This is a genomic window from Cesiribacter sp. SM1, assembly GCF_020178975.1.
GTDB lineage: Bacteria > Bacteroidota > Bacteroidia > Cytophagales > Cyclobacteriaceae > Cesiribacter.
In genome coordinates this window covers 89,863-112,483 of sequence record NZ_JAHXBU010000045.1, presented here as the reverse complement: position 1 = coordinate 112,483, position 22,621 = coordinate 89,863, and the positions used below count along the sequence as shown (strand labels likewise).

Genomic DNA, 22,621 nt, shown 5'->3' with positions numbered 1-22,621 from the left:
GAGTTATGGGTTAGCATCAGCCTCAATTGCTCCTTAATGGTCATCCCCGCGCAGGCGGGGATCTGTCAGCTAAAAACAGGAAAGCTGATTTCAGCTGTAAAAGCAAACAGATCTCCCGCTTCAGGGGAATGACGGCTTGTATTGGACTCTGGAAGATGATAACAGGTAGATTGTCAGCAGCCTAAATCCTTAACGCACGTTGATCAGCCTGTGGTAAATGGTAAAGCTACTGGCTGTCAGCTTTGGAAAGGGCCGGATGATCACTTTCTGATCACCGCCAGGAAAGCCGCTGATATCTCGGCTAGCAGCGTTTCCCAGATAGAAGCATCACCATTTAAAAAGAACTTCTGGTTTACTTCCAGCTCTATTCCACCATACTGTTCTTTTGAGAAGCACTTTCTAAGATAGGCAGGAAAGCTGTCGTCTGTTCCGGGATAGGGTGAGTTATAGAGTACCTTCCGGCTTGGATTCTGGGCCAGCAGTTCCTGCTTTAAAGCATCTGCAAAAGCCTGTTCCATGGGACGCTCCGGATCAAACAAAATACCCATGTCGGCTTCTCTGGTTTTGCCCTCCAGTACAGGAGTAAAGGTATGTGCCGCCAGTTGAATTACCGCTCTGCCATCTGCCAGCAACTGGCTGATCTTATCCTGTACCTGCCGGCGGTGGGGATAGTAATATTCCTCCAGGATGCTCTTTTTTTCCGTTTCTTCAAGAGCGCTGGTGTAGTCAGAAAAAAGCTCTTCATTATCTGGTGAACGGTTTGCTTCTACCAGCAGGCGTGAATGAAGTGTGTAGTAAAGGGGGAGCCCAGATTCTTGCTTCAGGTGCTGCGCCAGCCGCAGTGCACCAAAATCAATGGCCTTATGGGTGTACAAAACATCTTCTTTACCTTTAAACAAGGAATGATAGCGGGCTGGTACCAGGTTGCCTGCGTGCTCACAGCTGAGAATGTACGACTGATTCATAAGCTTAATTTTTTGTACAGCTATAAAATTCTGGCCATGGCTTTGCCTTCAAAACGATCTTTATGGGCTAAAAAAGTCAGTTTTGCACCTTCATCACTAACTTCTAACTGAACAGGAGCTCCCAGGGTAAGCGCTACATTTACACCACCGTGTCCGGCCGGAAAGCCAAAGCATAGCGGGAAATCGTAATCTTTCACAGCATCAAGCACTATTTCTTCAGGTGTTTTGCCAAAAGGAGGCTCATCTTCCTCTATATCGGTGAGTTTGCCCACCACAAGGCCTTTGATGTACTCAAACTTGCCAGCCTGCTTTAAAGAGGTTAGGAAGCTGTCGAGCCGGTAGTGTTTCTCACCCACTTCTTCTATGAATAGAATTTTTCCATTGGTGTTCAGCTCGGTAAAGGTTCCTTTCGCACTGCAGATAATGCTGATGTTACCACCTGCCAGCACTGCTTCGGCTGTGCCCTTCCGGTTAAGGGCATGGGCATCCACGCTATACGCCAGTTGTTCGCCAAACAGTGCTTTTCTAAGGCTTTCCCATGATTTTTTATAGTAGCCTTCTTCCAGGTCGGCAGCCATGGTGGCATGCAGGGAAGCAATCCCCAGCATGCCCTGCAGATAGCTGTGCAGAAAGGTAGTATCGCTGTAACCAACCAGCCACTTTGGCTGGTACTTGAATTTATTGAAGTCGACCCCATCGATGATCCTGGAGATGCCGTAGCCGCCCATAGTTTCCATCACTGCCTTTATTTCTTTATTGTCCAGCATGTCCTGGAGGTCCCGAAGCCGTAATTCATCAGAACCTGCAAAGCTTCCTTGCCGGGCACCAATGGTTTTGCCCCGTACGGGCTGCAGTTCCCACTCTTTTAAAATTTTCTCCAGTCTTTCGATGTATTGCTCATCGGTAACATTACTGGTGCTCAGCAGGGCCACTTTATCGCCTGCTTTCAGATAAGGAGGAATAGTCATATAGAAAACAGTTTAAAAAGTACCTCTGGTACGTGAAGAGGAGGTTTGAGGTTTTTACCTGTTGCACTAATGCTGCTTAACTTTTTTCTGTTTTAGAGCTTAGGCTCAGATTGATCTGGCTGCTGCCTCCGCACTTTTATCCATGATACCGGTGTTCCTGTTTTGCTGGACATGAATCATATGGGAGAGAAGGTTTTCCAGATGGCTCAGTTGCTGCAAGTCCGGATTTTCTGCCTTTAACTGATGGATGGCTTGTGCTAGCTCCTCTTCAGCTAAAACCTGCCTGTTAATATCTGTAAGGGTGCCGATCCATTTCCTGATTTCACCTTCTTCATTCAACACAGGCACTCCTTTAGAGTATACCCATTTGTAGCCATCCCCGGGCACCTTAATCCTTACCCGGAAGGCATATTTCGTTTTTTCAACATTTGCTTTGAGCCAGCGTGTAGTGGCCATGTCCCAGTCATCTTTATGTACTGCATCCAACCACAGTTTTTCCCCCAGATCAATTTCGGGCAGTGCTTGCTGGTTACTGATTACAGTGGCTTTGCTTACATTGGTAATAGTGTTAAACTCCCACACCACATCGGCAAAAGCGGCTAACTGGCTACCATATTCCTCCTGCTTTTCGCTCAGCGTCTGCTTAAGCGCCAACAGGCTCTTTTCCAGATCTGCGCTGTACTGCTGGAGCTCTTTTTGCTTTTGTTGCAGCGAGAAATAGGAGCTAAGCAGATCCTGCTCTGACTTCCGCTGATCAGTTATGTTTTCAACATTCAACAGCAGGCGATTTTCCAGTTTTATAAACTGCATGTAATAAGCCTGCTCATCGGGTGCATCATATATTACTTCTTCTTCCAGGGGCTCGTGAGATTCAAATGAGGCAATGAGGCTGCTCAGCAGCTTGTGCATTTTGTCACCTGTAAACAGATCTGTAAATTTTTTACCCCCTAAATGGTCCGGAGCACCATTCAAAAGCGTCTGTGCTTTTGCATTAAGCAAGAGCAGGTTAAAGTTTTGGACTTGCCCCTGTTCGTTTACCTCTGGCTGCCAGACAAGTAAGCCCCAGTTGATCTTCTGAAAAACTTCTTCCAGGAGCTTACTGTCAGTACTGGAACTGGCATCTGACTTAGGCCCTGCCCACTGGTTGATGCGACCTAAAGCGAGTGAGGGAATGTCAGACAAATCGCGCTTGATGATCTTAAAGCAGATTGAAAGAGAGTCCCAACCTCCTGCAGGATTCAATATCCTGAATTCCAGTTTTTTTTGTTCATCATCTTCGGCTTCTGCCAATTCCTGCATAAAAGCTTCCCGTGCCGACCTGTCGTCCGGGTGAATGAGGTAGTCTTTCTGCTTGTCTGCCCAATATTTAACTACAGTGGTGCAATAGTTGTCGAGCTGTTCAAAAGCCGGGCTCATGGTTAATAACTTGCCGTTGCTGAGGTCAATGACAAATAAGGCTTCCTGCGAAATTCCGAAAAGAGCCTCTATGGGTGTGCTTATCCCTGCATTATCTATGTTGTTCATGTGTTGTATCAATTTTAATTTCCATAATTTCTCTATGTCAGCAAAATGCTGTACTAGTGCCCCTGTAAGCAGATTTCTGCATATTCAGAGGCTTAATTTGCTGACAGATGGCAAAGGAGAGAGGGCAGAGACAGAATGAAAAAGCCCAGGCCATGTGTTGGAAGTGGGCCTGGGTTTTTTGGATGTAGTTTAAAAAATCAGCCAAAATTTAGATTAAAAAATAAATCAGGATCTAAATCGCATATAACAGATATGGTGCCAGAAGTAAGATTTAGTTCCATAATGTAGTTCGGTACCTCACTAAGCGTATATTTTCAACTAAAAGCCTGGCAGTGGGCGGGAGGGAAACATTGGTGATCGCATCATTTTGATATGTTTTTCCCATTATGAAAGCTACTTCTGCATTGCTCTCTATCTTCCTGTTCCCTTAAGCTGTGTCTGACGAATACCCTTCGACCTAAAAAAACGGATGTTGCCCCTGGGCTGCAGGTCTTTTTGTCGCCGTAGCATTGGCTATGCCTCAAAACGAATCTTTGTCCAGAGACAAAACTCATCATTTTTAGATCTAAAATTATTCATCAGACACAGCCTGGGCAAAATGAGACTTTTGGTAGAGAGAGGTAAGACAGCGGTTGAGGCCCCCGGGCAGCGAACACTTTTGGCTGATACTGTAAAAATCCATCCTATTTGTTTACACATTTTATCTCTAAAACTGGTGTGGTGGATAAGGTATGTAACCCTGCTTTTGATGAATGATCAACAAACAGCATGAGTCTGGTGCAACCAAAGTTGGAGATAATAAGTAAAACAAGTACTCAAGTATATGCAATACAAAATGAGCGGTAATTATTAAAAAATGCAGCTATACACACCTGTAGGCTTTTATCTGGCGTAAATGAAGGGTTGATTTTGTGGGTTCTGGATTAAAACACAATGAAGAAATCAAAGATATTACTGATAGACGATGATCCCTATTTTTTATCTCTTACCAGTAAGACATTAAAAGACGCAGCTTACCTGGAAAAGATAAAATGCATAACACATGTAAAGGAAGCCCGCGAGTACCTGGACTTTTGTATTGATGGGGAAATTCCTTTCCCTGATGCTATTTTTCTGGATATCAATATGCCTGGTATAGGGGGTATGGATTTTGCAGACCTCTACAGTCGAAGATATGCACACGACCATCCCAACACAAAACTGGTGATCCTTACCGCTTCCAGTAGCTGGAAAGATAAAGTAAAAGCACTGGAAATCCCTGCAGTTGATGATGTTGTGCAAAAGCCCCTGACCATTAAAAAGCTTAACAGCCTGCTTCTTAGTTAGTGGAGTTGTGCTTTGTTATTTTAGATATATCATGCCAACGCCTGATACTAGTGGAAATACTTTGGTGCCTAAAGAGAATGGTAGCCTCCAGTAAGATTTGCTGATAATGGAAATTTAGATCTGCCGGATCATATGCTTCTGCGCCCCTGCATAACAAGGCAGTGTTATTTGGCAGGAATCGAAGTTTTATGTTCAGCAGGTGGCAATCGAAAATGTTTAGTTGAGCACACATTCTACTTTGCTTTTTCAGTAATTTCGCATCGTATTTTCTAAATGTTTTGCTCCAGCTACCAGTAATCCACTTGCATATCAGGTCAGGGGTTAATGCGCTCCTGCTGCTTTTACTGCCTTTTGTTGCTTTTGCACAAACTCCCAGGCTCAAGCAGTTTGCTGTTTCCCTGCAGCCACTTCACCTTCAGCAGGTAGAGCAGCTTATTAGCGGAAAAAATAGTAGTGGCCCTGGCATTATGCTAACGCCTTCCTGGCAGGGAAATACTACGCATGGTGCTCATCTGCTAAAAATGCAACTGGGATATGCCAGCCCCAAAACCAGCTATGAAAGTGGCGCAACAGCTACCTGGCTTAACCTAGCGCTGGAGCATAGCTACAGCAGAGCAGTTGCCGGGGTAGGCGGGGTGGAAATTCAGCTGGGCAGTTTGCTTACTGCAAATTACAGGCTGGGTTATTATCCGGTTTGGGACGATAGCCATATGTATTGGTCTAATTTTATAGGAGCGGGACTTACAACCCGGCTCATCAAAACTGTAGGTGATAGGAAACTCTACTTCGTTCAGTTTACGCTGCCTTTAGCGGGAGCTATTAGCCGCCCCCAATCTCACAGGGACTATAAAATAGAAGATACCGCTATAGGCAACATTGTAAAGCTTAACCATCAGAATTTGCAGCTGGCAACACTTAACCGGCATCTGAATCCTGTCGTAGAGGCAGGGTGCCAGCTAAAGTTCTCCGAAAAATTCTCTACTGCTTATTTCTACCAGCTAAGCTATGTGTACATGAAAGCTTCTTATTCCGGGGCTTATCAGGAATTGCAGCATCGCTTGGGTATTAAATTTCTCTTTTAGGTGATAAAACAGCTAGCACTAACGCTCATAGCCCTGGGCCTTTTTACCTCCTGTCTCAAAGAGCAGGAATTAAAACTCCCTTATGAAGGCTTTACCCCCAAAACGCTGCATGACGGTTGGGCTATCAGTACCCCGGCTGACGTGAACATGGATGAGGGTCTTTTGGAGCAGGCTTTTATACACTTTTATAGTGCTGAAAAATTTCCGATGGGAGAAAGCCTGCTGGTGTTTCGACAGGGCAAATTAGTGGCCGAGGCTTATGCTAAAGATAAAGGGGATCAGCATCGCCTCAATAATATCCAGTCTTGCACCAAAAGTGTTACTTCCATGCTGGCGGGGGTAGCACTGCAGGAGGGGCTGATTACAAGTCTTAACCAGTCCCTCTACTCATTTTATCCCCAGGTGTTTACCAGTGACAGCAAAAAGGCTTCTATCAGCCTGAGAAACTGCTTAAGTATGCAGGCAGGGCTGGATTTTGATAATGGTATTCATACCGAAGAACTGTTTCACACACCTGGTAACAGCCTGCAATATATATTGAGCAGGCCAATGGTATATGATACCGGTGCCATCTTTCATTATAATGATGGATTGCCACACCTGGCAGGAGCTGCCATTGCTACTGCTGCAGGAAAAAGCCTGGAGCAATTCACACAGGAGAAGCTTTTTAACCCTCTGGGTATTCAGGAGTACAAATGGGAAAAAGCAAAGGATGGCACTAACTTCGGTGCTTTTTCCCTGCACCTGAAGCCCCGGGATCTGGCAAAACTAGGGCAGCTGTGCCTGCAAAATGGTAAATGGGAAGGGCAGCAGCTGATAAGTGCCTCTTATTTGGAGGAGGCTGTTAAAGTACAGGCTGGTTCTAATACTCCCTATGGCTATTACTTTTGGCTACTGCCTGCTTTCAAAGGTTATGCGATGAAGGGGCACGGGGGGCAATTTGTGTTTGTATGCCCGGAAAAGGAGTTGCTCATTGTCTATACAGCTTTTCCCTATACAGACCGTAGTCTCTGGACTGATGAAGGAGCACTCATAGAGCCAATCTTCAGGGCCTGCAAATAATGAAATCTGTATTTCAGGCCTCTCTGGCACAAAGGTAGTCTCAGGTAAAAGCCTGTTAGTGAAGCAGGCAGCTTTTACTGTTAAGCATAATGTTTAGCGTCAAAAATTGCCAGATTACGTGATGCAGTATATATGGTTGATGAGATGCTGGAAATATAAAGATTGGATGCTAGGCCAATGTACCGGTATCATCAAGCAGAGGAGCATCTTCCGGGTTGCCTAAGAAGATCAATGGCATTAGAAGTATTTGCTAACCTAAAGCGCCTGGCTGCAGCAGGCCAAAATGTGTGGAGGTGTAGAAAGACCTGGATAAAGAATGGGATCGGCTTGATCTGCCGGCCTGCTATCAGGAACATAAAGAAACAGAACATGAAGTGACAGGCTTTTTCTGTAATTTTAGTACGCAATGTTGCCAGAATGTAACATACATATTCTTGTTGTCATGCTCTCCCGAACTGAAAAATTTTCGCCTGTTACACTGGCTTTGGCTAAAGTTAGTCCTCTTTCAATAATTGAAATGGAGGCGTTGGAGACGATTGTTCATCAAAAGCAGCTGCCTAAGCATACTGAACTGCTAAAAATAGGGCAGGTGTCTTATAACATGTATTTTGTAGCCAGGGGCCTTGCGCGGGTTTATTACTTCCGGAATGAAATTGAGGTAACGGACTATTTTGCCATAGATCAGCAATTTATTGGCGGCGTTGAAAGCTTATTTACCAGCCAGCCCTCCAGAAAAGCCATTCAGCTTATAGAAGATTCCCATATTTATTATTTTTCAGCTTCCGATTTCGAAGCCTGCTGTTCGAGGTATCATGCCATAGAAACAGCTGCCCGCAAAATAATCATCTTTGCTTTCCTGGAGGGGCAGCAACGGATCGAAAGCATTCGGTTTCTTTCAGCAAAGGAACGTTACGAAGAGCTGGAAAAGAAGTATCCCGGCATCAGCAACCGCTGCCCTTTAAAGTACCTCGCCTCTTACCTCAATATTACCCAGGTGAGCCTAAGCCGTATCCGGGCTGGAGTTCAATAAATTTAACATATGTAAAATTGTTTTTGCTTGTTTCGGCTGACCTTTGTGAGGTACTTAATGCTCACAAGAAAATGAAAACAGTGATCCTGGGTGCCGGAATAGCAGGCCTTACAGCGGGCATAGCCCTCAATAGAATTGGAATCAGGGCTTCGGTTTACGAAGCAGCTCCGGAAATAAAAGCAGTTGGTGCAGGGCTGGGGCTTGCCGCTAATGCCATCAAAGCCCTGAAAAAAATTGGGGTAGAGAAGGCCGTTATGGAGAAGGGACGGCTGCTGGATGCTTTAGTCATAAAAGATAAGGCGGGAAGGCAAATAAGTAAAACCAACACCCAGGCATCTAGCCAGAAATACGGGGCAGATAATTTTACCATTCATCGTGCAATGCTGCACAGTGTGTTACTATCTTTTCTGCACCCGGAGCAAGTACAAACCAATAAGTGCTGCATAGATTTTGAAAGAACAGGTGATAGAATCCTCCTGCACTTCAGTGATGGTAGCCAGGATTGGACGGATTACCTGATTGCTGCCGACGGCATTCATTCCCCGATCCGGGAAAAGTTACTGCCGGACTCAAAGGTCCGCTATGCCGGTTATACCTGCTGGCGTGCCGTGATCGATTATCCATCTGACCATTTAAGAGAAGCCAGTGAAACCTGGGGGCCTAACGGCCGCTTTGGGATTGTACCCCTCGCGAATAATAAGCTTTACTGGTTTGCCTGCATCAAGGCAAAACAAAATGATGCTCTTCTGAAGAAGTTTACCGTAAATGATCTGCTCCATCAGTTTAGAGAATACCACCACCCCATCCCTGAAGTACTGCGGGCAACAAAAAATGAAGCGCTGATATGGAACGACATTGCTGATCTTGCTCCTTTGCCAGGCTACGCTTTTGGAAACATACTGCTGATTGGAGATGCTGCTCATGCCACCACCCCAAACATGGGCCAAGGAGCCTGCCAGGCTATAGAGGATGCTGTTATCCTGGCTGATGTGATTGAGGCATCTAAGACCATCGCCGATGCTTTTCAAATATTTGAAAAGAGGCGAATGGAAAGAACACAATATATAGTTAAGCAGTCGCGCCTGATTGGAAATTTAGCCCAGGTACAGAACAAACTCATAGGCTCGCTCAGGAATACACTGATGCGTGCCCTGCCTTCAGGAGCACAGCAAAAGCAGCTGGAAAAGATACTTAATGTTGATTTTTAAACTCCAGTATAATAGGCCACGCCTGGCCTGATTAGAAGCTGCAACTTCAGCACAAAAGAAGTATATTTTGCGGGCCTGGGGTGTAAGCAGCATAAATGGACTTTTTTTCAAATTGCACGATGCCTGCTGGCCTGAACAAATAATTAAAATGTTGATATGAAAACTTTGATACGTCTGGAAGATATCGTAAAACTCCTCATTGCTTTTGGGGCAAGTATTTACCTGGGGTATGCCTGGTGGGTGTTCCCTGCCTGGCTGTTGGCACCAGATTTAAGTATGCTGGGCTACCTGCTGAATACAAAGATTGGTGCCTGGACCTACAACATCTTTCACCACCAGGGCCTTGCCTTAGCCTTTGTTGCAGCAGGGGTGGTAATGGCTGTGCCAGAGCTTCAGCTGGCGGGGCTGGTGTTATTTGGTCATAGTGCCATGGATAGGGCATTAGGCTATGGCCTCAAGTACGAAGACAGCTTTCAGCACACCCACCTTGGCTGGATTGGCAAAAAGCAGCAAGTCAGTGTACCAAAAGTTTAAGGCATAGTGGCCTGTAATTCCCTGGGGCAGATGTATGCTATAAACCTATCAACACCCAGGGCGACAGGTAAACAACTCTTTGTTTAGCGCCCTTAGTTCTGCTAAAAGCAGAACCTGTAAACCAATTCAGTTCCTGGCCCTATAGTTTGAACGGTAGCTGCGGGCTAATTGCTGATGTTCAGCTGTTTAGCCGGAAATGTGCAGAAAAAAGCGCTTACAAATCTCCTTTGTGGCTGCGGCTGGCTTTTTTCTGCGCCTGTTTTTGTTTGCCAGCCAGCCGGCGCAGCATCGAGGCCCTGCTGGGTTTGGTTGCTTTCCGCTTCTTCTGCTTTCTGAATGCCTGGCTTAAGAGCTCATAGAACCGTTCTATACATTGCTCTTTGTTCTTCTGCTGGCTGCGTGATTCCTGGCACACCAGCTGCAGATAACCCTCGTTGTTGATTCGGTTAGCCAGTTTTTGCTGTACCAGCAGTTTTTCTTCTTCTGAGAGCAGAGCGGAGCCCGCTACATAAAAACGCAACTCAACCTTCGTTTCGACTTTGTTAACATTTTGCCCGCCGGCTCCACCACTTCTGGATGTCTGGAAAGTGAATTCACGCTCAAAATCACGTTCTTTTAAATCAATCATGCTACTGTGCTATATTCTGCTAACAGGCTCTGTTCTGGCATGCGCTACAAACCCGGCCTGTTACTGATTAATCGTTTCCTGCTCTCTAATGTTGCTGCATACCGTTTTCTTGTATGGGCGCTTTTTGCCTCTAAACCTAATACGCTACAACCTGCTGCCCAGTAGTTACGTCAGTAGGGTAGCACGCAGCTGTTTCAGTTATTTATCCTGAAATTAAGAAGCTGCCGGCTGGTCTGGACAATAAATAAGCCCTTAATGTAGTATTTAATATACGTTAGTAGGAGAGGTGAAATTTTTATAGCACACTAATGGATTAAAAACATCGGTTTCAGTGGGGGTAGCGCCTATAGCATAAGCAGACTTTTTTTCAGGAGCATTTGAATTTTTTATGCCAGTATTAAAGCAGAACGAAGTATTCGCGGGTAGGTACCTTTTAGACCAGCTGATTGGCGAAGGTGGGTTCTCGGAAGTGTGGATGGCCAGGGACCAGATGGCCGATGATGCAGTGGTGGCCATCAAGATTTATGCAGCAAACGGAGGTTTGGATGAATGGGGCCTGCGGCAGTTTAAAAACGAGTTTTCACTTACCCATAACTTATCCCATCCGCATCTGCTGAAGGTGAACCATTTTGATGTGGCCGATGGTGCCCCCTACCTGATCATGACCTACTGCCCCCATGGCTCGCTGGGAGAGGGGTTAAGAAGATCGGGTGTTTACAGCGAACGGCAGGTGGCACTCGTTATGAGCCAGATAGGATCAGCACTGGAAGAAATTCATAGGCAGTATCCTGCTATCATTCATCAGGATATAAAACCTGATAATATTCTGCTCCTGCAGCCGGAAACTTTTGTGCTGGCAGATTTTGGTGTCAGCAGCCGGATCAGGAACACCTTATCCAAAACAACTGCCAATTTACAGGCACTCACCGTAGCCTATGCGCCGCCCGAACGCTTCGACCACCGCCCTACAGCCGATGCTGCCAGTGATATATTCTCACTGGGCGTAACGCTTTACGAAATGTGCACCAATGAAGTGCCCTGGGAAGGTGCAGGCGGCCAGTGCTTGCTTAAAGGGGCACGTGTACCAACTCTTCCCGCTGGCTTTTCTCCTGCCTTAAGTAAAATTCTGGAAGCCTGCATGTCGGCAGACCGCAGCAAAAGACCCACTGCTACAGAAATTACCCAAAAAGGCAGGCACTACCTGGAAACAGGGCAGTGGCCCATGGCTAAGCAAAAGAGAAAGCTGCTCGACATGAACAAGACAGTTGTTTCTTCGCTGGCCACTGCGGCCGTGGCTTTTGTGGCTATAGCGGGTGTAACGCTTTACGATCTTGAGCCAGGAAAGTCGTCGGAAAAACCCATTGATGTAAGTTCAGCGCCCATAGTAGAAGGCTCAACAGACATAGAGGAAAAGAGCCCTGCTATAATGGAGAAAAGCACCAGCCTACAAGCCGAAAAGCCAGCAGAAAAAGCCACACAGCCACTGAAGCAGGCCACTGAACTTTCTCAAAAAAAGGTTCCGGTGCAGCAAAAGAGCACAAAAAGCCAGGTAAGAAGCAGGAAAGCTCCGGCCACTGAAAAGCTGGTGGTTCAAACTCCCATCATCAACAAAGAGGCTCTTGAGGTACAGGAAATTGAGCTGCAGCCTGCACCGGCGGATGTGGCGCCAGCAGTTAAAAAGCCCCGGAACCAGCCAAAGGAAACAGAAGCTACTGCGGCTTCCGGCAATTCTAAAATCAGCTCATCAAAAGTTAACCGGCCTGCTACCAGCAATACAACCATCAGTAAGGCTAAAAAAACCTGGTTTAAAGCCAGTCCAAAATCTAAAACTGTAAAGAAAAAGAACGCGCATAAGAAGCGGGTCAGGAAGTTAAAAAGGCGCTTTTCCTGATTCAGCCGGGCTTTCCTTCTAACTACTTCAATCAGGCACAGCCTAAAAGAAACAGCTAAAAGTGATTGATGCTTAAGGCTGCTTTATCTTTATCAGGTATTATTATTTTCAGGCTAGGGGTTGGTGAAAAGCTCATATGCTGCCGTTGGGCCCTGCTCTTAATGGGGGGCTGCAGCATTCAGTAGTCTACTGTAACGCCTAACGCTTCTAATTTACTGATTTGATCCTGACTAACGCTGTTGCCAGACAAATCCACATAGCTTAGGTTTTCAAGATCCATCAGCGGACTTATGTCTTCAATCTGGTTATTTGCTAAAAAGGCCATTCTTAAGTTCTGCAGGCTAGCTAAGGCGTCGATAATGCTCACCTGATTATCGGAGAGGTTTAACTCTTCTACATACGTAAGTCCTTCCAGTAAGGAAAGATCAGTAATCTGGTTGTCAGACAAATCAATCTTTTTTGCATGTAAACAGAACTGTACACCATCCAGGTTGTCGATGCGGGAGGATGATAGCTCAAAGTCATCAATATCTTCCAGATAGTAGGAGGGGAATTCTATGTTGGTATGACCATACTCTCTCAATTTTATGGCATCATAGAAGTTGTAATGCTTAGGCTTGCTTTTAGCCCTTTTTACTCTTTGGCTATCATCAATAATGCTATAGCCAACTGTAGTGGAATCCCATTCATACACTGGTGAGTAATCAATATCTTCGTGCCCGTTTAGCGAATGTGCAATTTCTTCAATGCGCTCTAGCTTCAATATGTGGGAATGCTTCAGTAAAGCACTGAAGTTGTTCTGCTCTGCCAGCTTGCTGATCTCAGTTGAATAATAATTAGCCCTGTCCGGATGATACAACATAATGAGCCTGGAGAAGCCTTTGCCCTCAGCTGTGATCCGGATATCTACAAACTCACTTATTGTATTTGCAATATGCTGGAGTGCTGAAAACTGCTTATGCTTGTATAATTTGATAAGCGTTAAGGAAATACTGTTTAAGTTTTTAATGCTGTAGGCTTCCTGTAGCTGCTGTTGAAGGCTCCCGATTGTCATGGAATATTAATTTAAAATCCTGTACAACTTAACTGAAGGCAGATCAGGCCCAGTTTTGAAGTTCAATAATATTACCATCCGGATCTGAAATATAAATGAAGGTTAGCTGCCCTACATTTTCCACATAATGTGTGCAGATATCTCCAACCTTCGATGCGCCGTTTTTCAATGCCAGTTCTAATATTTCAGAAATGTTTTCTGTTTGAAAAGCAATGTGTCCGAAGCCCTGCCTGTTTGGCAAAGCTTTTTCAGCACCAGCTATTTCTGCGTACTGAAATATTTCTAAGGTTGGTCCACTCTCTCCATAACCGGGAAGCCGTAAGTGCATGCCCTGCAAGTGTGCATTTTTAAGGCCGGTTCCTTTGTCAAGCCAGTCGCCGCTCAGATCCCGTTGTGGGGGGACAGGAACGCAGTTGAACACGGTTATGTAAAAGTCAGCAAGCCTTTTCCAATCCCTTGTGACAATATTAGTGTGAACGTACTTTACTTTCATTTTTTAAGCTATCTGTTATGTATGTAAGCCTTAAGCTGTAGCAGCCGCTTTTCCTTAATGTAAGAGGTAGGCTTTTGCCCAGGCCTTTATTTGTCTCCTGCAATCCGCAGAATAAGATAGGGCTCCTGAGGGGCCTTTGTAGCAGAGGTCAGCAAGTTTGAAAGAATGGTTTGCTCCCGCTATAGTTATGGTCCGGATATTTGATGGGATACCCTGTGGAAATAGACGGTTAAGCTCTGCCATGCAATAGGCTGGCGAAACCAGGGCATCGTTCTCTCCAAACAGCAGCAGCAGTGGTTTGTGAATGCTTGTTAAATATCTGGCAGGTTCAAACTTCTTGATCACTTTCAGCTGTTTCCAGTTTTCCTTAATGGGTAAAAGAGACGTGAGGAAAAAATCAAGCTTCACCTGTCGGAGTGCTTTTTTCCGGGCTGCTCCCGCTGCCATTTGCTCCTTACAGATTAGGTTGCTGGTGTAGTGGTTGCGCACCTGTTCCTTTACATCAAAAGTTGGGCCCGCCAGAGAAATGCCACCTACAAATGTCTCCGGATATTCCGACAGGCACACTTGCGTAATCCAGCCTCCCTGGCTATGGCCTGCTACTGCAATCCTGCTGCTGTCGATAAATGGAAGGGTGCGCAGATAATCGGCAGCCGCTTTTGCATCGGCGGCTCTTCCCTCAAAATCGGTGTTAAACCACTTGCCTTCAGATTCGCCCACGCCTCTTTTATCAAAGTATAAAAGGGCGATGCTATCCATTGGCAGGTTTTGCTCAAAGAGGGAATCCAGGAAGCTGGCATAGCCAGCCATGGAGGAGCTGCCACTGGAGCCCACGCAAAAAACAATGGCAGGAACCCTGCTGGTTTTGTTCCTGGGTGCCAGTAACTTTCCTTTTAAGGTGTAGGGCCCGCTTTTAAAAGAAACAGCTGTACTTTCATAAAGAGCAGTACGATTAGTAAATTCTTGAGCTTGTTGGTTCAGAAGGGGAGTGGCTGGCCGAAGGAGGGCAAGCGCTGGTAATACAAACAACATAATGGATGCTGTTAGCAGTGCTGCTCTGGGTAAAGCTATAACAACTCTGGTCATTTCTGTTTTTTTTGATTTAATGTAAGTATGCAGGTAACCCCTACTGAAACTAGAGCTTTACAACCTTTGTAGCCCAGTGCGCAGTACCTGCCACGGCGGTTTTAGAGATCCTGAATTTTGCTGGATCGAGGTACTGCTCAATAAAGGGAAGATCAGGGGCGTAATAAAACGCCCCTCCCACTTTCAGAGAACGAAGAATCTCCATATACCGCAGCGCATACCTGGTGTAGTCCCCATCTACGCGGAGGTGGTGGTGCAGGAAGTGGTTTGAAAATCCAATGTTGCTGATGATGGTTCCCCAGCTCCTGCCTGACAAATCAAACTCAAACCAGTCTGCTTTATGTAAATAGTTTGTTGCTGTGGCAAGTCTGTCAACTCCAAATGCCTCAAGACCTGCAGCTTTAAGATGCTTTACCAGGTAAGCCTGCTGCCCGCAACCCAGGTCTAGTACAGGCTCCTGCAAAGTGTGGATGTCTATAGCTAACAATTGTAGTTGTGTGCGTGCAGCGTATTCTCCGCAAACAACTTCCTGCTCAAGGTAAGGCTCTGTTGAAGCATAAAGTGTTTTGGCAAAAGGGTTAGATCTTTTTACCCAGGCCTGCAGTGCCTGGTAGTGCTGCTTTGCTATATCCGCTAATCCATTTGCAATAGCCCGGGCAGGCAGCTGCATGATGGCTGCGAGCATCTCTACATAAATACCTTTCAGTGCAAGCCTGTCTGAACTGCTGAAGTAATAAAATTGGTTTACCCGGCAAAGTGATTCAAGGGCTTTATCTGCCAGGTAGTCTACAAGCACTTCTTCTTCCTGTTTGCTTAAATTGATTAGTGCAGCAAAGTGCTCTTTTATGTAGGAAACTGTTGCTGAAGAAAATCCAAGCCTACTTTGCGACTCAATGCAGAACAGGTTTTTTGTACTGTTGTACCGTAGCTGCTGGTCGATCTGTGTTTTCAAACTATCCATAGCATGTAAAAAAGGTGTTGTGGCAGGTGAAGCCCTTTCGGGAAAGCTACAAAATGCGCTAAAGCACAGCAAGCATATCGAGAGGGGAAAAAGAGTAGTAGCTACTAAATCACTATTCAATTTTGAACAGCCCGCAGGTACAGCTAAGCAGGACTTTGCGTGGCTGGCAGATTATTAAATTATTCTGCCACTCCTTCGGCAACGGTTACTGCAGAGGCTCCAAAGTAGCCCATGGCTCCATTGCTGATATTGCCGGGAGCGTTGGCCGGTGTGCTTTCAAAAGGGCTGCCTGTAGAATTCTGCTGGTTTACCAGTGCGTACCAGAATTCGTAGGCGGGTTTATCCACTCCGTACATCTCTACCCTTAGCTTATCTCCTGGCTTCAGGGCAAATTGCATGCTGGCATGGCCATAGCTGCCATCATACAGATCGTCGTTTAGCACGGCCAGTTCATCGGGTGCCAGTTCGCCATTAATGTATACATTCCAGCGGTAGAAATTGCCTTTACCGGCAGGGTCGCCAAAGTGAATGTAAGGGTAGTAACCTTCCTCCTGCATATGACCATCTGCTTTGTATTCAAACGTTAGGGAGTCGAGAGGTGCAACAGCGGGCATATAGCTTTGCGCAGTATAAGTTTCTCCGTTTACGAGTGCTTTTAGATAGTAGGTGTTGCCTGCTTTGCCCTGCAGCTTAGTGGTCTGGTAGAGGCCGTCATTTACCTGTGTAAGTGTATCGGTGGTGCCTTCACTGTCAGAAATAATTACCAGGGCGCCGTTCACACCGGCGGTGCTGCCTTCTTCCAGGTAGCCCCTGCTGTTGGAAATGCGCAGCTGGTATGGCCCGGGCTGGTCGGTGATGAGGCCTTCCACTACCAGCCTGGCATCGGCGGTGTCCAGTTTATATTCTATTACTTCTTCGCAGCTGCTGAATATAAAGTTAAGCAGGCTCAGGCTTATCAGGATATACTTTTTCATGTTGGTTGTGGATAGAGGTTAAAAGTTGAAGTTGTAGGTTAGGGAAGGAATGATGCCGAACAGGTACATTTTTACTGCCTCGGTTTTGCTTCTGTCGTCTTCGTTTTCACGGAAGTACACAGAGAAGGCATTTTTACGGGAGTACATATTGTAGACAGAGAGCGTCCAGCTGCTGTTGTACCTCTTAGATTCGCTGCCCCGCTTCTGGTAGGTGGCAGAGAGGTCCAGGCGGTGGTAGTCTGGCAGGCGGTAGCCGTTTCTTTCAGAATATATGGGGTAGGTTTTTCCATTGTACTCGTAACGTCCTACAGGCATGGTAACCGCACCCCCGGTGGCATACACCCAGTTGGCACCAATGTTTATTGTAGGGCTTAACTGGTAGCTCAGCACCACATTGCCGGAATGGCGGCGGTCGTAACGCAAGGGGTAGGGGTTACCACCATTAATGCCAGGCACCGTGCGTTCTGTTTTGGATAAGGTATAGCTAAGCCAGCCTGTTAAGAGTCCTTTCTGTTTACGCAGGTAAAACTCTGCTCCATAAGCCTTGCCAGTGCCATGCAGTAATTCTGTTTCCAGCTGGTCGTTCAGCAGAATTTCAGCATAGTCCCTGTAGTCAATCTGGTTGTCCATCCATTTATAATACACCTCCACAGATGCCTCGAACATATTGTCGTTAAAGTTGCGGAAATAGCCAGCTGCTACCTGATCTGCCAGCTGTGGCTTTACATAGGTGCTGCTGGGAATCCACACATCGAAGGGCATGGCCGATGCTGTATTTGATACCTGGTGCAGGTACTGCAGGCTGCGGTTGTAGGAGGCTTTCAGGGAGCTTAGGCTGTTAAGCTCGTATTTTGCGGCAATCCGGGGTTCCAGTCCTCCGTATGATTTAATTTTCTCAAAGCGCCTGTATTGTACAGTATCTATCGGTGTTTCAAAGGCCTCATCATACTTATATACTTTACCCGGACCTACATTTGTAAAGCTGGATAGGCGCAGACCATAGTCCAGTGTTAAGCGGTTTGTGAGCTGCTGTTCGTTGCTTAGGTACAGCGCACCTTCAAATGCATTGGTGCTATTCAGCTTAATTTCGGATACATAGGAAAACTCACCGGGCGTTACCTCGGCAGGCTTAAAGTTATGGTAGGTAGCCTGCAGGCCAAACCGTAGCTGGTTTTTCGGATTCAGAAAGTAGGTGTAATCATGTTTTAGCCCCCAGTCAATGATTTTAGATTTCCAGGTAAATTCTGATTCTTTTTCTTTGGAGCCAATGGCATAATCAAAGTCTGAAAAGATAAAGGTAGTGTTGGAGAACAGCCTGTCGCTGAAAAGGTGATTCCAGCGCAGGGTAGCGGTTGCATTGCCCCAGTTCATCAAAAAGTCATTTGTGCCGGCTACATCACGGCCAAAGTAGCCCGATATAAACAACCTGTTGTTCTTGTTGAGGGTATAGTTCAGCTTTGCGTTCAGGTCGTAAAAGTAGAGCTTGTTGTTCTTGATGTTCTCGTCGCTGCTGAGCTTAAAGAAAAGATCTGCATAGGTTCGGCGGCCCGATAGCATAAAGGAGCTTTTATCCTGCACAATGGGTGCCTCAACAGTAAGGCGGCTGGAGATGGTACCAATGCCACCGGAAACAGCCAGTCTTTTGTTGTTTCCCTCTTTCATGCGTATATCGAGCAGCGACGAAAGGCGCCCGCCATGCTGGGCAGGAACAGCGCCTTTGTAAAGCTGCACATCCTTAATGGCATCAGCATTAAATACCGAGAAGAAGCCCATCAGGTGCGAAGCATTGTATACAGGGGCCTCATCCAGCAGAATCAGGTTCTGATCTGCACCGCCACCCCTAACATAAAAGCCAGAGGTGCCTTCGCCGGCAGTTTGTACGCCAGGCATCATCTGTACTACTTTCACCACATCAACCTCACCAAAAAGAGCAGGCAGGGTTTTGATTTCTTCCATTCTTACTTTTTGCGTGCTCATTTCCATACTGCGCACGTTTTCATCTTCTTTCCGGGAGGTAATCACCACTTCATTCAGTGAAGAGATATTTTCCTTTAGTTCAACATCCAGCTGCAGGCTGGTAGTTAAAGCAAGCGGCCTGGAGGTGGTAGTGTAACCAAGGTAATTGTAGAGCAGGGTGTAGTTTCCTTTTGGAAGCGTGAATGAGTAGAAGCCATACTCGTTTGTTATTACGCCTACACCAGGCTGCTCCTGTATGGTAACTGCAGCACCAATAAGGCCCTCACCTGAGGCATGGTCTTTTACATAACCGCTGATGGTTACTTTCTCCTGGGCAACTGCTGGCCCGATCATCAGGCAGAGCAAAAGTAGTAGCCCTTGTAGAATTAAAAATTGCTTTTTCATGGGGATAGGTATTGAACTATGAAGTTTTGGGGTGTAGTATTTGCTTTTGATATCACAAAGTTAGGGTGAGGCCTGAGCGGAGACTTTACAAAATAATCGGAGAGATTTATACAATTCTGGAGCAGTGTTTCTGCTGATGAACGTGTGCATAGCCATGCACTCCCTCGGGTAGTAAGGAGTGCATGATTATATCCGGAAAGTTGTTGGAGAAAAGCACACACCAGCCGCAAAACAAGCTAAGCCCTTCAGTGGAAGGGGAAGATTGGCGGCTGGTACTAAAGAGGAGAGAGGGCTGGTTTTTTCTTTAGGTGCAGCTCAGGTATGACTATGTAGAAAAAAGGAAGATACACCCGCTGCGTGGCTGGCATAGCCAAATGAGTAAGCCCACCAGGCACCTGAAAACATCAGGCAGCACAAAGTTCCGGGGCTGTGTTTGTTTTTAGGCGATACTGAGAGGGTGAAACCCCAGTGAGGTCTTTGAAATGTTTTGACAAGTGATGCACGCTGCTGAAGCCTGTAAGATAGGCGATTTCTGTAAGGGTGCTGTCAGTAAATTTCAGTAGTTCCTTTACTTTCGCAAGCCTTCTCCGGATTACGTACTGCTCTATGGTAATGCCTTCTGAGCGGGAAAAGATCTCACTTAGCGAGCTGTATCCAAGGTTCATTTTATCTGCCAGCACCCTGGAGAGCTTTAGCCTGGTTTCAGCTCCATGAACGGCGGTGTCTAATGTTGTATTGATGATTTCCTTGATCTGTTGAATAAGCTTAGTCTGCCGGTCGATCAACAGATCAAACTCCAGGCCCAGGAGCAGGCTCCTGATCTGCTGATGCATCTGCTCATCTATTTCGCCGTCAAACACTACCCGGCCCATGCTGATCTCCTTAACGGTTAATCCTGTTTTTTCCAGGTCTGCTTTCAGAACAGTAATACATCTGTTGCAAACCATGCCTTTGATTAAGATTTCACTCGTCATTGCCGTTGCTGTTAAAAAAAATATCTGTTTCAAAATTCGGCAGATACCAGCCTTAACCTGTTACAGATTTTTAGCAATGATTTACATAATTTTCTGATAAGTGCTAATCCCTTCCCATTTTGCCTGCCCGGGGAAGCTGCATTCCCTGGTTTTTGGCAAAACCCTAAGCTTCTTTCAGCAAGGAGCATACCACTGGCTTTGAGCTTAGGGTGTTCACGGGTACTGGTAAAATTCTGCAGGCTTTAAACGGACCACATAAAGATGGCTTTCACCCGCAGGCTGGCACCAAGCCGCTCATAGAACCTGATGGCTTTATGATTGTCTTTTTCTGATTCCCACCGGATCATGTTTATCCCATCAGCCCGGGTTTCTTGCTTTACAAAATTCATCATGCGTTCGCCAACACCGGTGCTTCTGTACTCCTGCTTTACAAATACATCGTCGATGTTCAGGTACACGCTGCCTGCCCAGATGGAAAAATTTTTAGTGTATGATACATAGCCTATCAGTACTCCGTCTTTCTCAGCGACACAGGCTCCAATAATGGGGTTTTCTCTAAAGGTATGCTGAATAAATGTTTCCCTGTCAATTTTCACAAATTCCAGCTGGTGATGATAGGTAGCCAGTGCTTTCATCATCTCCAGGAAAGCATCGGTATCCTGTTCGGTAACTTTTCTTATGGTAATGCTCATGGCTGTTAAGGGGAGAAGGTTCTGAATTTTATACCGTATGGATTACCTGATATAAATGGTGCGTACATTCCCTGTTATCAGACTTGCAGCAACATTCCTTTTTTCTGTTCACCAGGTAGGGGCTGCTGCAATTCCAGCAGCTGGCTGCCTGCTTTTCTGATTTTATGAAACTAAAAGTATCCAATGCATCATGGAGCGCTACCTCATCTCCCTCTTCAGTAAAAATCACCTCGCTACCCTCTACAACAGATACCTTGCCAACAAGCTTAAAGCCAGCCTTACGAATGCCTCTTTGTGATGCGTTATTTTCAGGTGCATGCATGATCCAGAAGCAGTCGCTGTGGGCTTTTTCTGAAGCTATGATATACTGGAGCAGTTGCGGGTAAATACCAAGCCCACGGAAGTCTGGCAGCGTTCTGAAATTCCATAAATAGCGATGGCTGAGCGGCAGAATAAACTCGTGGTTCAGCTCACCGATCCTGGCTTTTCCCATGGCCATCCAGCCAAAGGCAGCAGGTACCTGGTGCAGGTAGGCTACGTATGCTTTATGTTCGTTTGCGAACCGCTTACGTGCTTCCTCCAGGGATATCTGCCCTAATACGGACATCAGCCGGGGATCGTCAACTTCCTGTATTTCCAGCCCCTGTACTGTGGGGAGTGGAGATAATTCATCTTGTTTGGTAAAGTAGTATAACATTGGTGGGAGCGTTAATCTGTTCAATAGGTGGGCTGTAGGCTTCCCTAACTTTGGGATTGCAGCAGCTCTGGGATTAAGTTAATGGTTGGCAGTGAGGGCAAATGGGGGCTAACTGCAGCAGGAGCATCCACAGGAGCATGCTTTACCAGTACAGCTGCTTCCACAGTTGCACATCTCACAAGAGCAGGTTGAACTGCTGCAATTGCTTGTTTTAATAGTCTGGTCCATGATCTTTGTTATTGTGGTAATGTTTATTTGATGATACAAAGTTATCATGGCTCAGCAGGCTGTGCTTTATACAAATAAGGGGAAGGTTTACAAAATTCCTGTTTTATGCCCCGCCTTCTGTTCTTCGACTTAATGTTATATGAAAGGCCCATTCCATGAAATCACTGGCTTAAGGTTTGATCTGGATGTGTTAGGGCTGTTGCCGGATCAGGACAATGGCTGTGCCTGAAAGCTGAATTCTCTGTAGTGTTTCCAGGGGCCACCGAGATATTCCCACAGGCTTAAACCCGTTCCCCTGATTGTAAAAGGGCTGAAGCTTTCTGCTAAATTTTCCTGTAGCTGCCTGGCAACGGCCGGTGCTACTTTATTCTGAATGGTAATGTGGGGCCTTAGCTTTTGTTTGTCCTGGGGAGAAAGAAAAGGCTGCCACTTTTGCTGCAGGTGCTTGTGCAGTTGTTGCAGCTCGCTGCTGATGATTTTATATGCCACACCGTTTCCAATGCTTTGTGGTCCGGCCACCTGGAGCAGCATCTGGCTTTGCTGAAGGGTAAGCTCTGACAAGGTTTCCTGCAGCATTACTCTTTCCATCGTGAGCTTGTGGAACAGGGTCAAATGCGCTTTCAGGAAATTACGCTCCGGCGGGAAGTGCTTATCCCGTAAAGCTGTAAAGTAAGCCGAGGCTTCTTCATCCAGGGAAAGGGTGAGAATAAGCGGGTTTGTTTCCATCTGTATACTCATTAAAGAATTAGTATATCGCCGGGAAGCATAGCGGGGTTGCCCTGCGATAGCTTGCTACAGCGGTTTAAAAAAGCGTCCACAAGGCTTAATGATCAACAGCCGGAGCTGGCTTTATCACAAGGCGGCTTAGCTGTGTTGGTGAATG

At 46.2% G+C, this 22,621-nt stretch carries 21 protein-coding genes; 7 read left to right on the top strand and 14 right to left on the bottom strand.

The annotated features are described in order from the left end of the window. Window positions 1-260: 260 nt before the first annotated feature. The 3 genes from KWJ01_RS09715 to KWJ01_RS09705 form a co-directional block, all read right to left on the bottom strand. Window positions 261-965, bottom strand: coding sequence for an N-formylglutamate amidohydrolase (locus KWJ01_RS09715; RefSeq protein ID WP_224996239.1), 705 nt, complete (start codon window positions 963-965; stop codon window positions 261-263). A gap of 20 nt (window positions 966-985) precedes the next feature. Continuing rightward, window positions 986-1,933, bottom strand: a complete 948-nt coding sequence (locus KWJ01_RS09710; protein ID WP_224996238.1) for an LD-carboxypeptidase — start codon at window positions 1,931-1,933, stop codon at window positions 986-988. 105 nt (window positions 1,934-2,038) lie between these two features. Next, complete coding sequence (locus tag KWJ01_RS09705; RefSeq protein WP_224996237.1) at window positions 2,039-3,457, bottom strand: PAS domain-containing protein; 1,419 nt, start codon at window positions 3,455-3,457, stop codon at window positions 2,039-2,041. Between the two features lie 933 nt (window positions 3,458-4,390). On the opposite strand from KWJ01_RS09705, the gene KWJ01_RS09700 reads away from it, so the two are divergent. The 6 genes from KWJ01_RS09700 (at window position 4,391) to KWJ01_RS09675 (ending at window position 9,699) form a co-directional block, all read left to right on the top strand. Further along, window positions 4,391-4,783: a response regulator gene (locus tag KWJ01_RS09700; RefSeq protein WP_224996236.1), complete on the top strand. Its 393-nt coding sequence runs from the start codon at window positions 4,391-4,393 to the stop codon at window positions 4,781-4,783. Window positions 4,784-5,085: 302 nt separating this feature from the next. After that, a complete protein-coding gene (locus tag KWJ01_RS09695) occupies window positions 5,086-5,865 on the top strand; it encodes a hypothetical protein (RefSeq protein WP_224996235.1) in 780 nt (259 codons plus the stop codon). Further along, window positions 5,866-6,927: a serine hydrolase gene (locus tag KWJ01_RS09690; RefSeq protein WP_224996234.1), complete on the top strand. Its 1,062-nt coding sequence runs from the start codon at window positions 5,866-5,868 to the stop codon at window positions 6,925-6,927. 442 nt (window positions 6,928-7,369) lie between these two features. After that, window positions 7,370-7,957 (top strand): Crp/Fnr family transcriptional regulator, encoded by a 588-nt coding sequence (locus tag KWJ01_RS09685; RefSeq protein WP_224996233.1) that lies wholly within the window; start codon window positions 7,370-7,372, stop codon window positions 7,955-7,957. Window positions 7,958-8,028: 71 nt separating this feature from the next. Further along, on the top strand, window positions 8,029-9,165 hold the full coding sequence (locus tag KWJ01_RS09680) for an FAD-dependent monooxygenase (protein ID WP_224996232.1): 1,137 nt from the start codon (window positions 8,029-8,031) through the stop codon (window positions 9,163-9,165). A 156-nt stretch (window positions 9,166-9,321) separates the two neighbouring features. Beyond that, window positions 9,322-9,699, top strand: coding sequence for a DUF4260 domain-containing protein (locus KWJ01_RS09675; protein ID WP_224996231.1), 378 nt, complete (start codon window positions 9,322-9,324; stop codon window positions 9,697-9,699). 214 nt (window positions 9,700-9,913) lie between these two features. Here the strand turns inward: KWJ01_RS09675 and arfB are convergent, their stop codons facing one another. After that, window positions 9,914-10,327 (bottom strand): alternative ribosome rescue aminoacyl-tRNA hydrolase ArfB, encoded by a 414-nt coding sequence (gene arfB / locus KWJ01_RS09670; protein WP_224996230.1) that lies wholly within the window; start codon window positions 10,325-10,327, stop codon window positions 9,914-9,916. Window positions 10,328-10,715: 388 nt separating this feature from the next. On the opposite strand from arfB, the gene KWJ01_RS09665 reads away from it, so the two are divergent. Further along, the gene (locus tag KWJ01_RS09665; protein WP_224996229.1) at window positions 10,716-12,218 is read left to right on the top strand and encodes a serine/threonine-protein kinase; all 1,503 of its coding nucleotides are present in this window, start codon (window positions 10,716-10,718) and stop codon (window positions 12,216-12,218) included. 178 nt (window positions 12,219-12,396) lie between these two features. Here the strand turns inward: KWJ01_RS09665 and KWJ01_RS09660 are convergent, their stop codons facing one another. From KWJ01_RS09660 to KWJ01_RS09615, 10 genes are all read right to left on the bottom strand, one after another. Beyond that, window positions 12,397-13,272 carry a leucine-rich repeat domain-containing protein gene (locus KWJ01_RS09660; protein WP_224996228.1) on the bottom strand — a complete coding sequence of 292 codons (876 nt, stop codon included), beginning with the start codon at window positions 13,270-13,272 and terminating at the stop codon, window positions 12,397-12,399. A gap of 43 nt (window positions 13,273-13,315) precedes the next feature. Next, on the bottom strand, window positions 13,316-13,765 hold the full coding sequence (locus KWJ01_RS09655) for a VOC family protein (RefSeq protein ID WP_224996227.1): 450 nt from the start codon (window positions 13,763-13,765) through the stop codon (window positions 13,316-13,318). Between the two features lie 54 nt (window positions 13,766-13,819). Continuing rightward, window positions 13,820-14,797: a S9 family peptidase gene (locus tag KWJ01_RS09650; RefSeq protein WP_224996226.1), complete on the bottom strand. Its 978-nt coding sequence runs from the start codon at window positions 14,795-14,797 to the stop codon at window positions 13,820-13,822. A gap of 103 nt (window positions 14,798-14,900) precedes the next feature. Then, window positions 14,901-15,812 (bottom strand): class I SAM-dependent methyltransferase, encoded by a 912-nt coding sequence (locus tag KWJ01_RS09645; protein WP_224996225.1) that lies wholly within the window; start codon window positions 15,810-15,812, stop codon window positions 14,901-14,903. A 179-nt stretch (window positions 15,813-15,991) separates the two neighbouring features. After that, window positions 15,992-16,786, bottom strand: a complete 795-nt coding sequence (locus KWJ01_RS09640) for a DUF4249 domain-containing protein (protein ID WP_224996224.1) — start codon at window positions 16,784-16,786, stop codon at window positions 15,992-15,994. 18 nt (window positions 16,787-16,804) lie between these two features. After that, complete coding sequence (locus tag KWJ01_RS09635) at window positions 16,805-19,147, bottom strand: TonB-dependent receptor (RefSeq protein WP_224996223.1); 2,343 nt, start codon at window positions 19,145-19,147, stop codon at window positions 16,805-16,807. 404 nt (window positions 19,148-19,551) lie between these two features. Continuing rightward, the gene (locus KWJ01_RS09630) at window positions 19,552-20,121 is read right to left on the bottom strand and encodes an AraC family transcriptional regulator (protein ID WP_224996222.1); all 570 of its coding nucleotides are present in this window, start codon (window positions 20,119-20,121) and stop codon (window positions 19,552-19,554) included. A gap of 242 nt (window positions 20,122-20,363) precedes the next feature. Beyond that, window positions 20,364-20,813 (bottom strand): GNAT family N-acetyltransferase, encoded by a 450-nt coding sequence (locus KWJ01_RS09625; protein WP_224996221.1) that lies wholly within the window; start codon window positions 20,811-20,813, stop codon window positions 20,364-20,366. Window positions 20,814-20,841: 28 nt separating this feature from the next. Then, complete coding sequence (locus KWJ01_RS09620) at window positions 20,842-21,510, bottom strand: GNAT family N-acetyltransferase (protein ID WP_224996220.1); 669 nt, start codon at window positions 21,508-21,510, stop codon at window positions 20,842-20,844. Between the two features lie 435 nt (window positions 21,511-21,945). Beyond that, entirely contained in the window at window positions 21,946-22,464 is a 519-nt protein-coding gene (locus KWJ01_RS09615; protein WP_224996219.1) for a 2'-5' RNA ligase family protein, read from the bottom strand. Between the last annotated feature and the right edge of the window lie 157 nt (window positions 22,465-22,621).

Excerpts from the sequence above, each read along its gene's own strand:
- KWJ01_RS09715 (WP_224996239.1), bottom strand. The coding sequence starts at position 965 with ATGAATCAGTCGTACATTCTCAGCTGTGAGCACGCAGGCAACCTGGTA.
- KWJ01_RS09710 (WP_224996238.1), bottom strand. The coding sequence starts at position 1,933 with ATGACTATTCCTCCTTATCTGAAAGCAGGCGATAAAGTGGCCCTGCTG.
- KWJ01_RS09705 (WP_224996237.1), bottom strand. The coding sequence starts at position 3,457 with ATGAACAACATAGATAATGCAGGGATAAGCACACCCATAGAGGCTCTT.
- KWJ01_RS09700 (WP_224996236.1), top strand. The coding sequence starts at position 4,391 with ATGAAGAAATCAAAGATATTACTGATAGACGATGATCCCTATTTTTTA.
- KWJ01_RS09685 (WP_224996233.1), top strand. The coding sequence starts at position 7,370 with ATGCTCTCCCGAACTGAAAAATTTTCGCCTGTTACACTGGCTTTGGCT.
- KWJ01_RS09680 (WP_224996232.1), top strand. The coding sequence starts at position 8,029 with ATGAAAACAGTGATCCTGGGTGCCGGAATAGCAGGCCTTACAGCGGGC.
- KWJ01_RS09675 (WP_224996231.1), top strand. The coding sequence starts at position 9,322 with ATGAAAACTTTGATACGTCTGGAAGATATCGTAAAACTCCTCATTGCT.
- arfB (WP_224996230.1), bottom strand. The coding sequence starts at position 10,327 with ATGATTGATTTAAAAGAACGTGATTTTGAGCGTGAATTCACTTTCCAG.
- KWJ01_RS09665 (WP_224996229.1), top strand. The coding sequence starts at position 10,716 with ATGCCAGTATTAAAGCAGAACGAAGTATTCGCGGGTAGGTACCTTTTA.
- KWJ01_RS09660 (WP_224996228.1), bottom strand. The coding sequence starts at position 13,272 with ATGACAATCGGGAGCCTTCAACAGCAGCTACAGGAAGCCTACAGCATT.
- KWJ01_RS09655 (WP_224996227.1), bottom strand. The coding sequence starts at position 13,765 with ATGAAAGTAAAGTACGTTCACACTAATATTGTCACAAGGGATTGGAAA.
- KWJ01_RS09650 (WP_224996226.1), bottom strand. The coding sequence starts at position 14,797 with ATGTTGTTTGTATTACCAGCGCTTGCCCTCCTTCGGCCAGCCACTCCC.
- KWJ01_RS09645 (WP_224996225.1), bottom strand. The coding sequence starts at position 15,812 with ATGGATAGTTTGAAAACACAGATCGACCAGCAGCTACGGTACAACAGT.
- KWJ01_RS09640 (WP_224996224.1), bottom strand. The coding sequence starts at position 16,786 with ATGAAAAAGTATATCCTGATAAGCCTGAGCCTGCTTAACTTTATATTC.
- KWJ01_RS09635 (WP_224996223.1), bottom strand. The coding sequence starts at position 19,147 with ATGAAAAAGCAATTTTTAATTCTACAAGGGCTACTACTTTTGCTCTGC.
- KWJ01_RS09630 (WP_224996222.1), bottom strand. The coding sequence starts at position 20,121 with ATGACGAGTGAAATCTTAATCAAAGGCATGGTTTGCAACAGATGTATT.
- KWJ01_RS09625 (WP_224996221.1), bottom strand. The coding sequence starts at position 20,813 with ATGAGCATTACCATAAGAAAAGTTACCGAACAGGATACCGATGCTTTC.
- KWJ01_RS09620 (WP_224996220.1), bottom strand. The coding sequence starts at position 21,510 with ATGTTATACTACTTTACCAAACAAGATGAATTATCTCCACTCCCCACA.
- KWJ01_RS09615 (WP_224996219.1), bottom strand. The coding sequence starts at position 22,464 with ATGGAAACAAACCCGCTTATTCTCACCCTTTCCCTGGATGAAGAAGCC.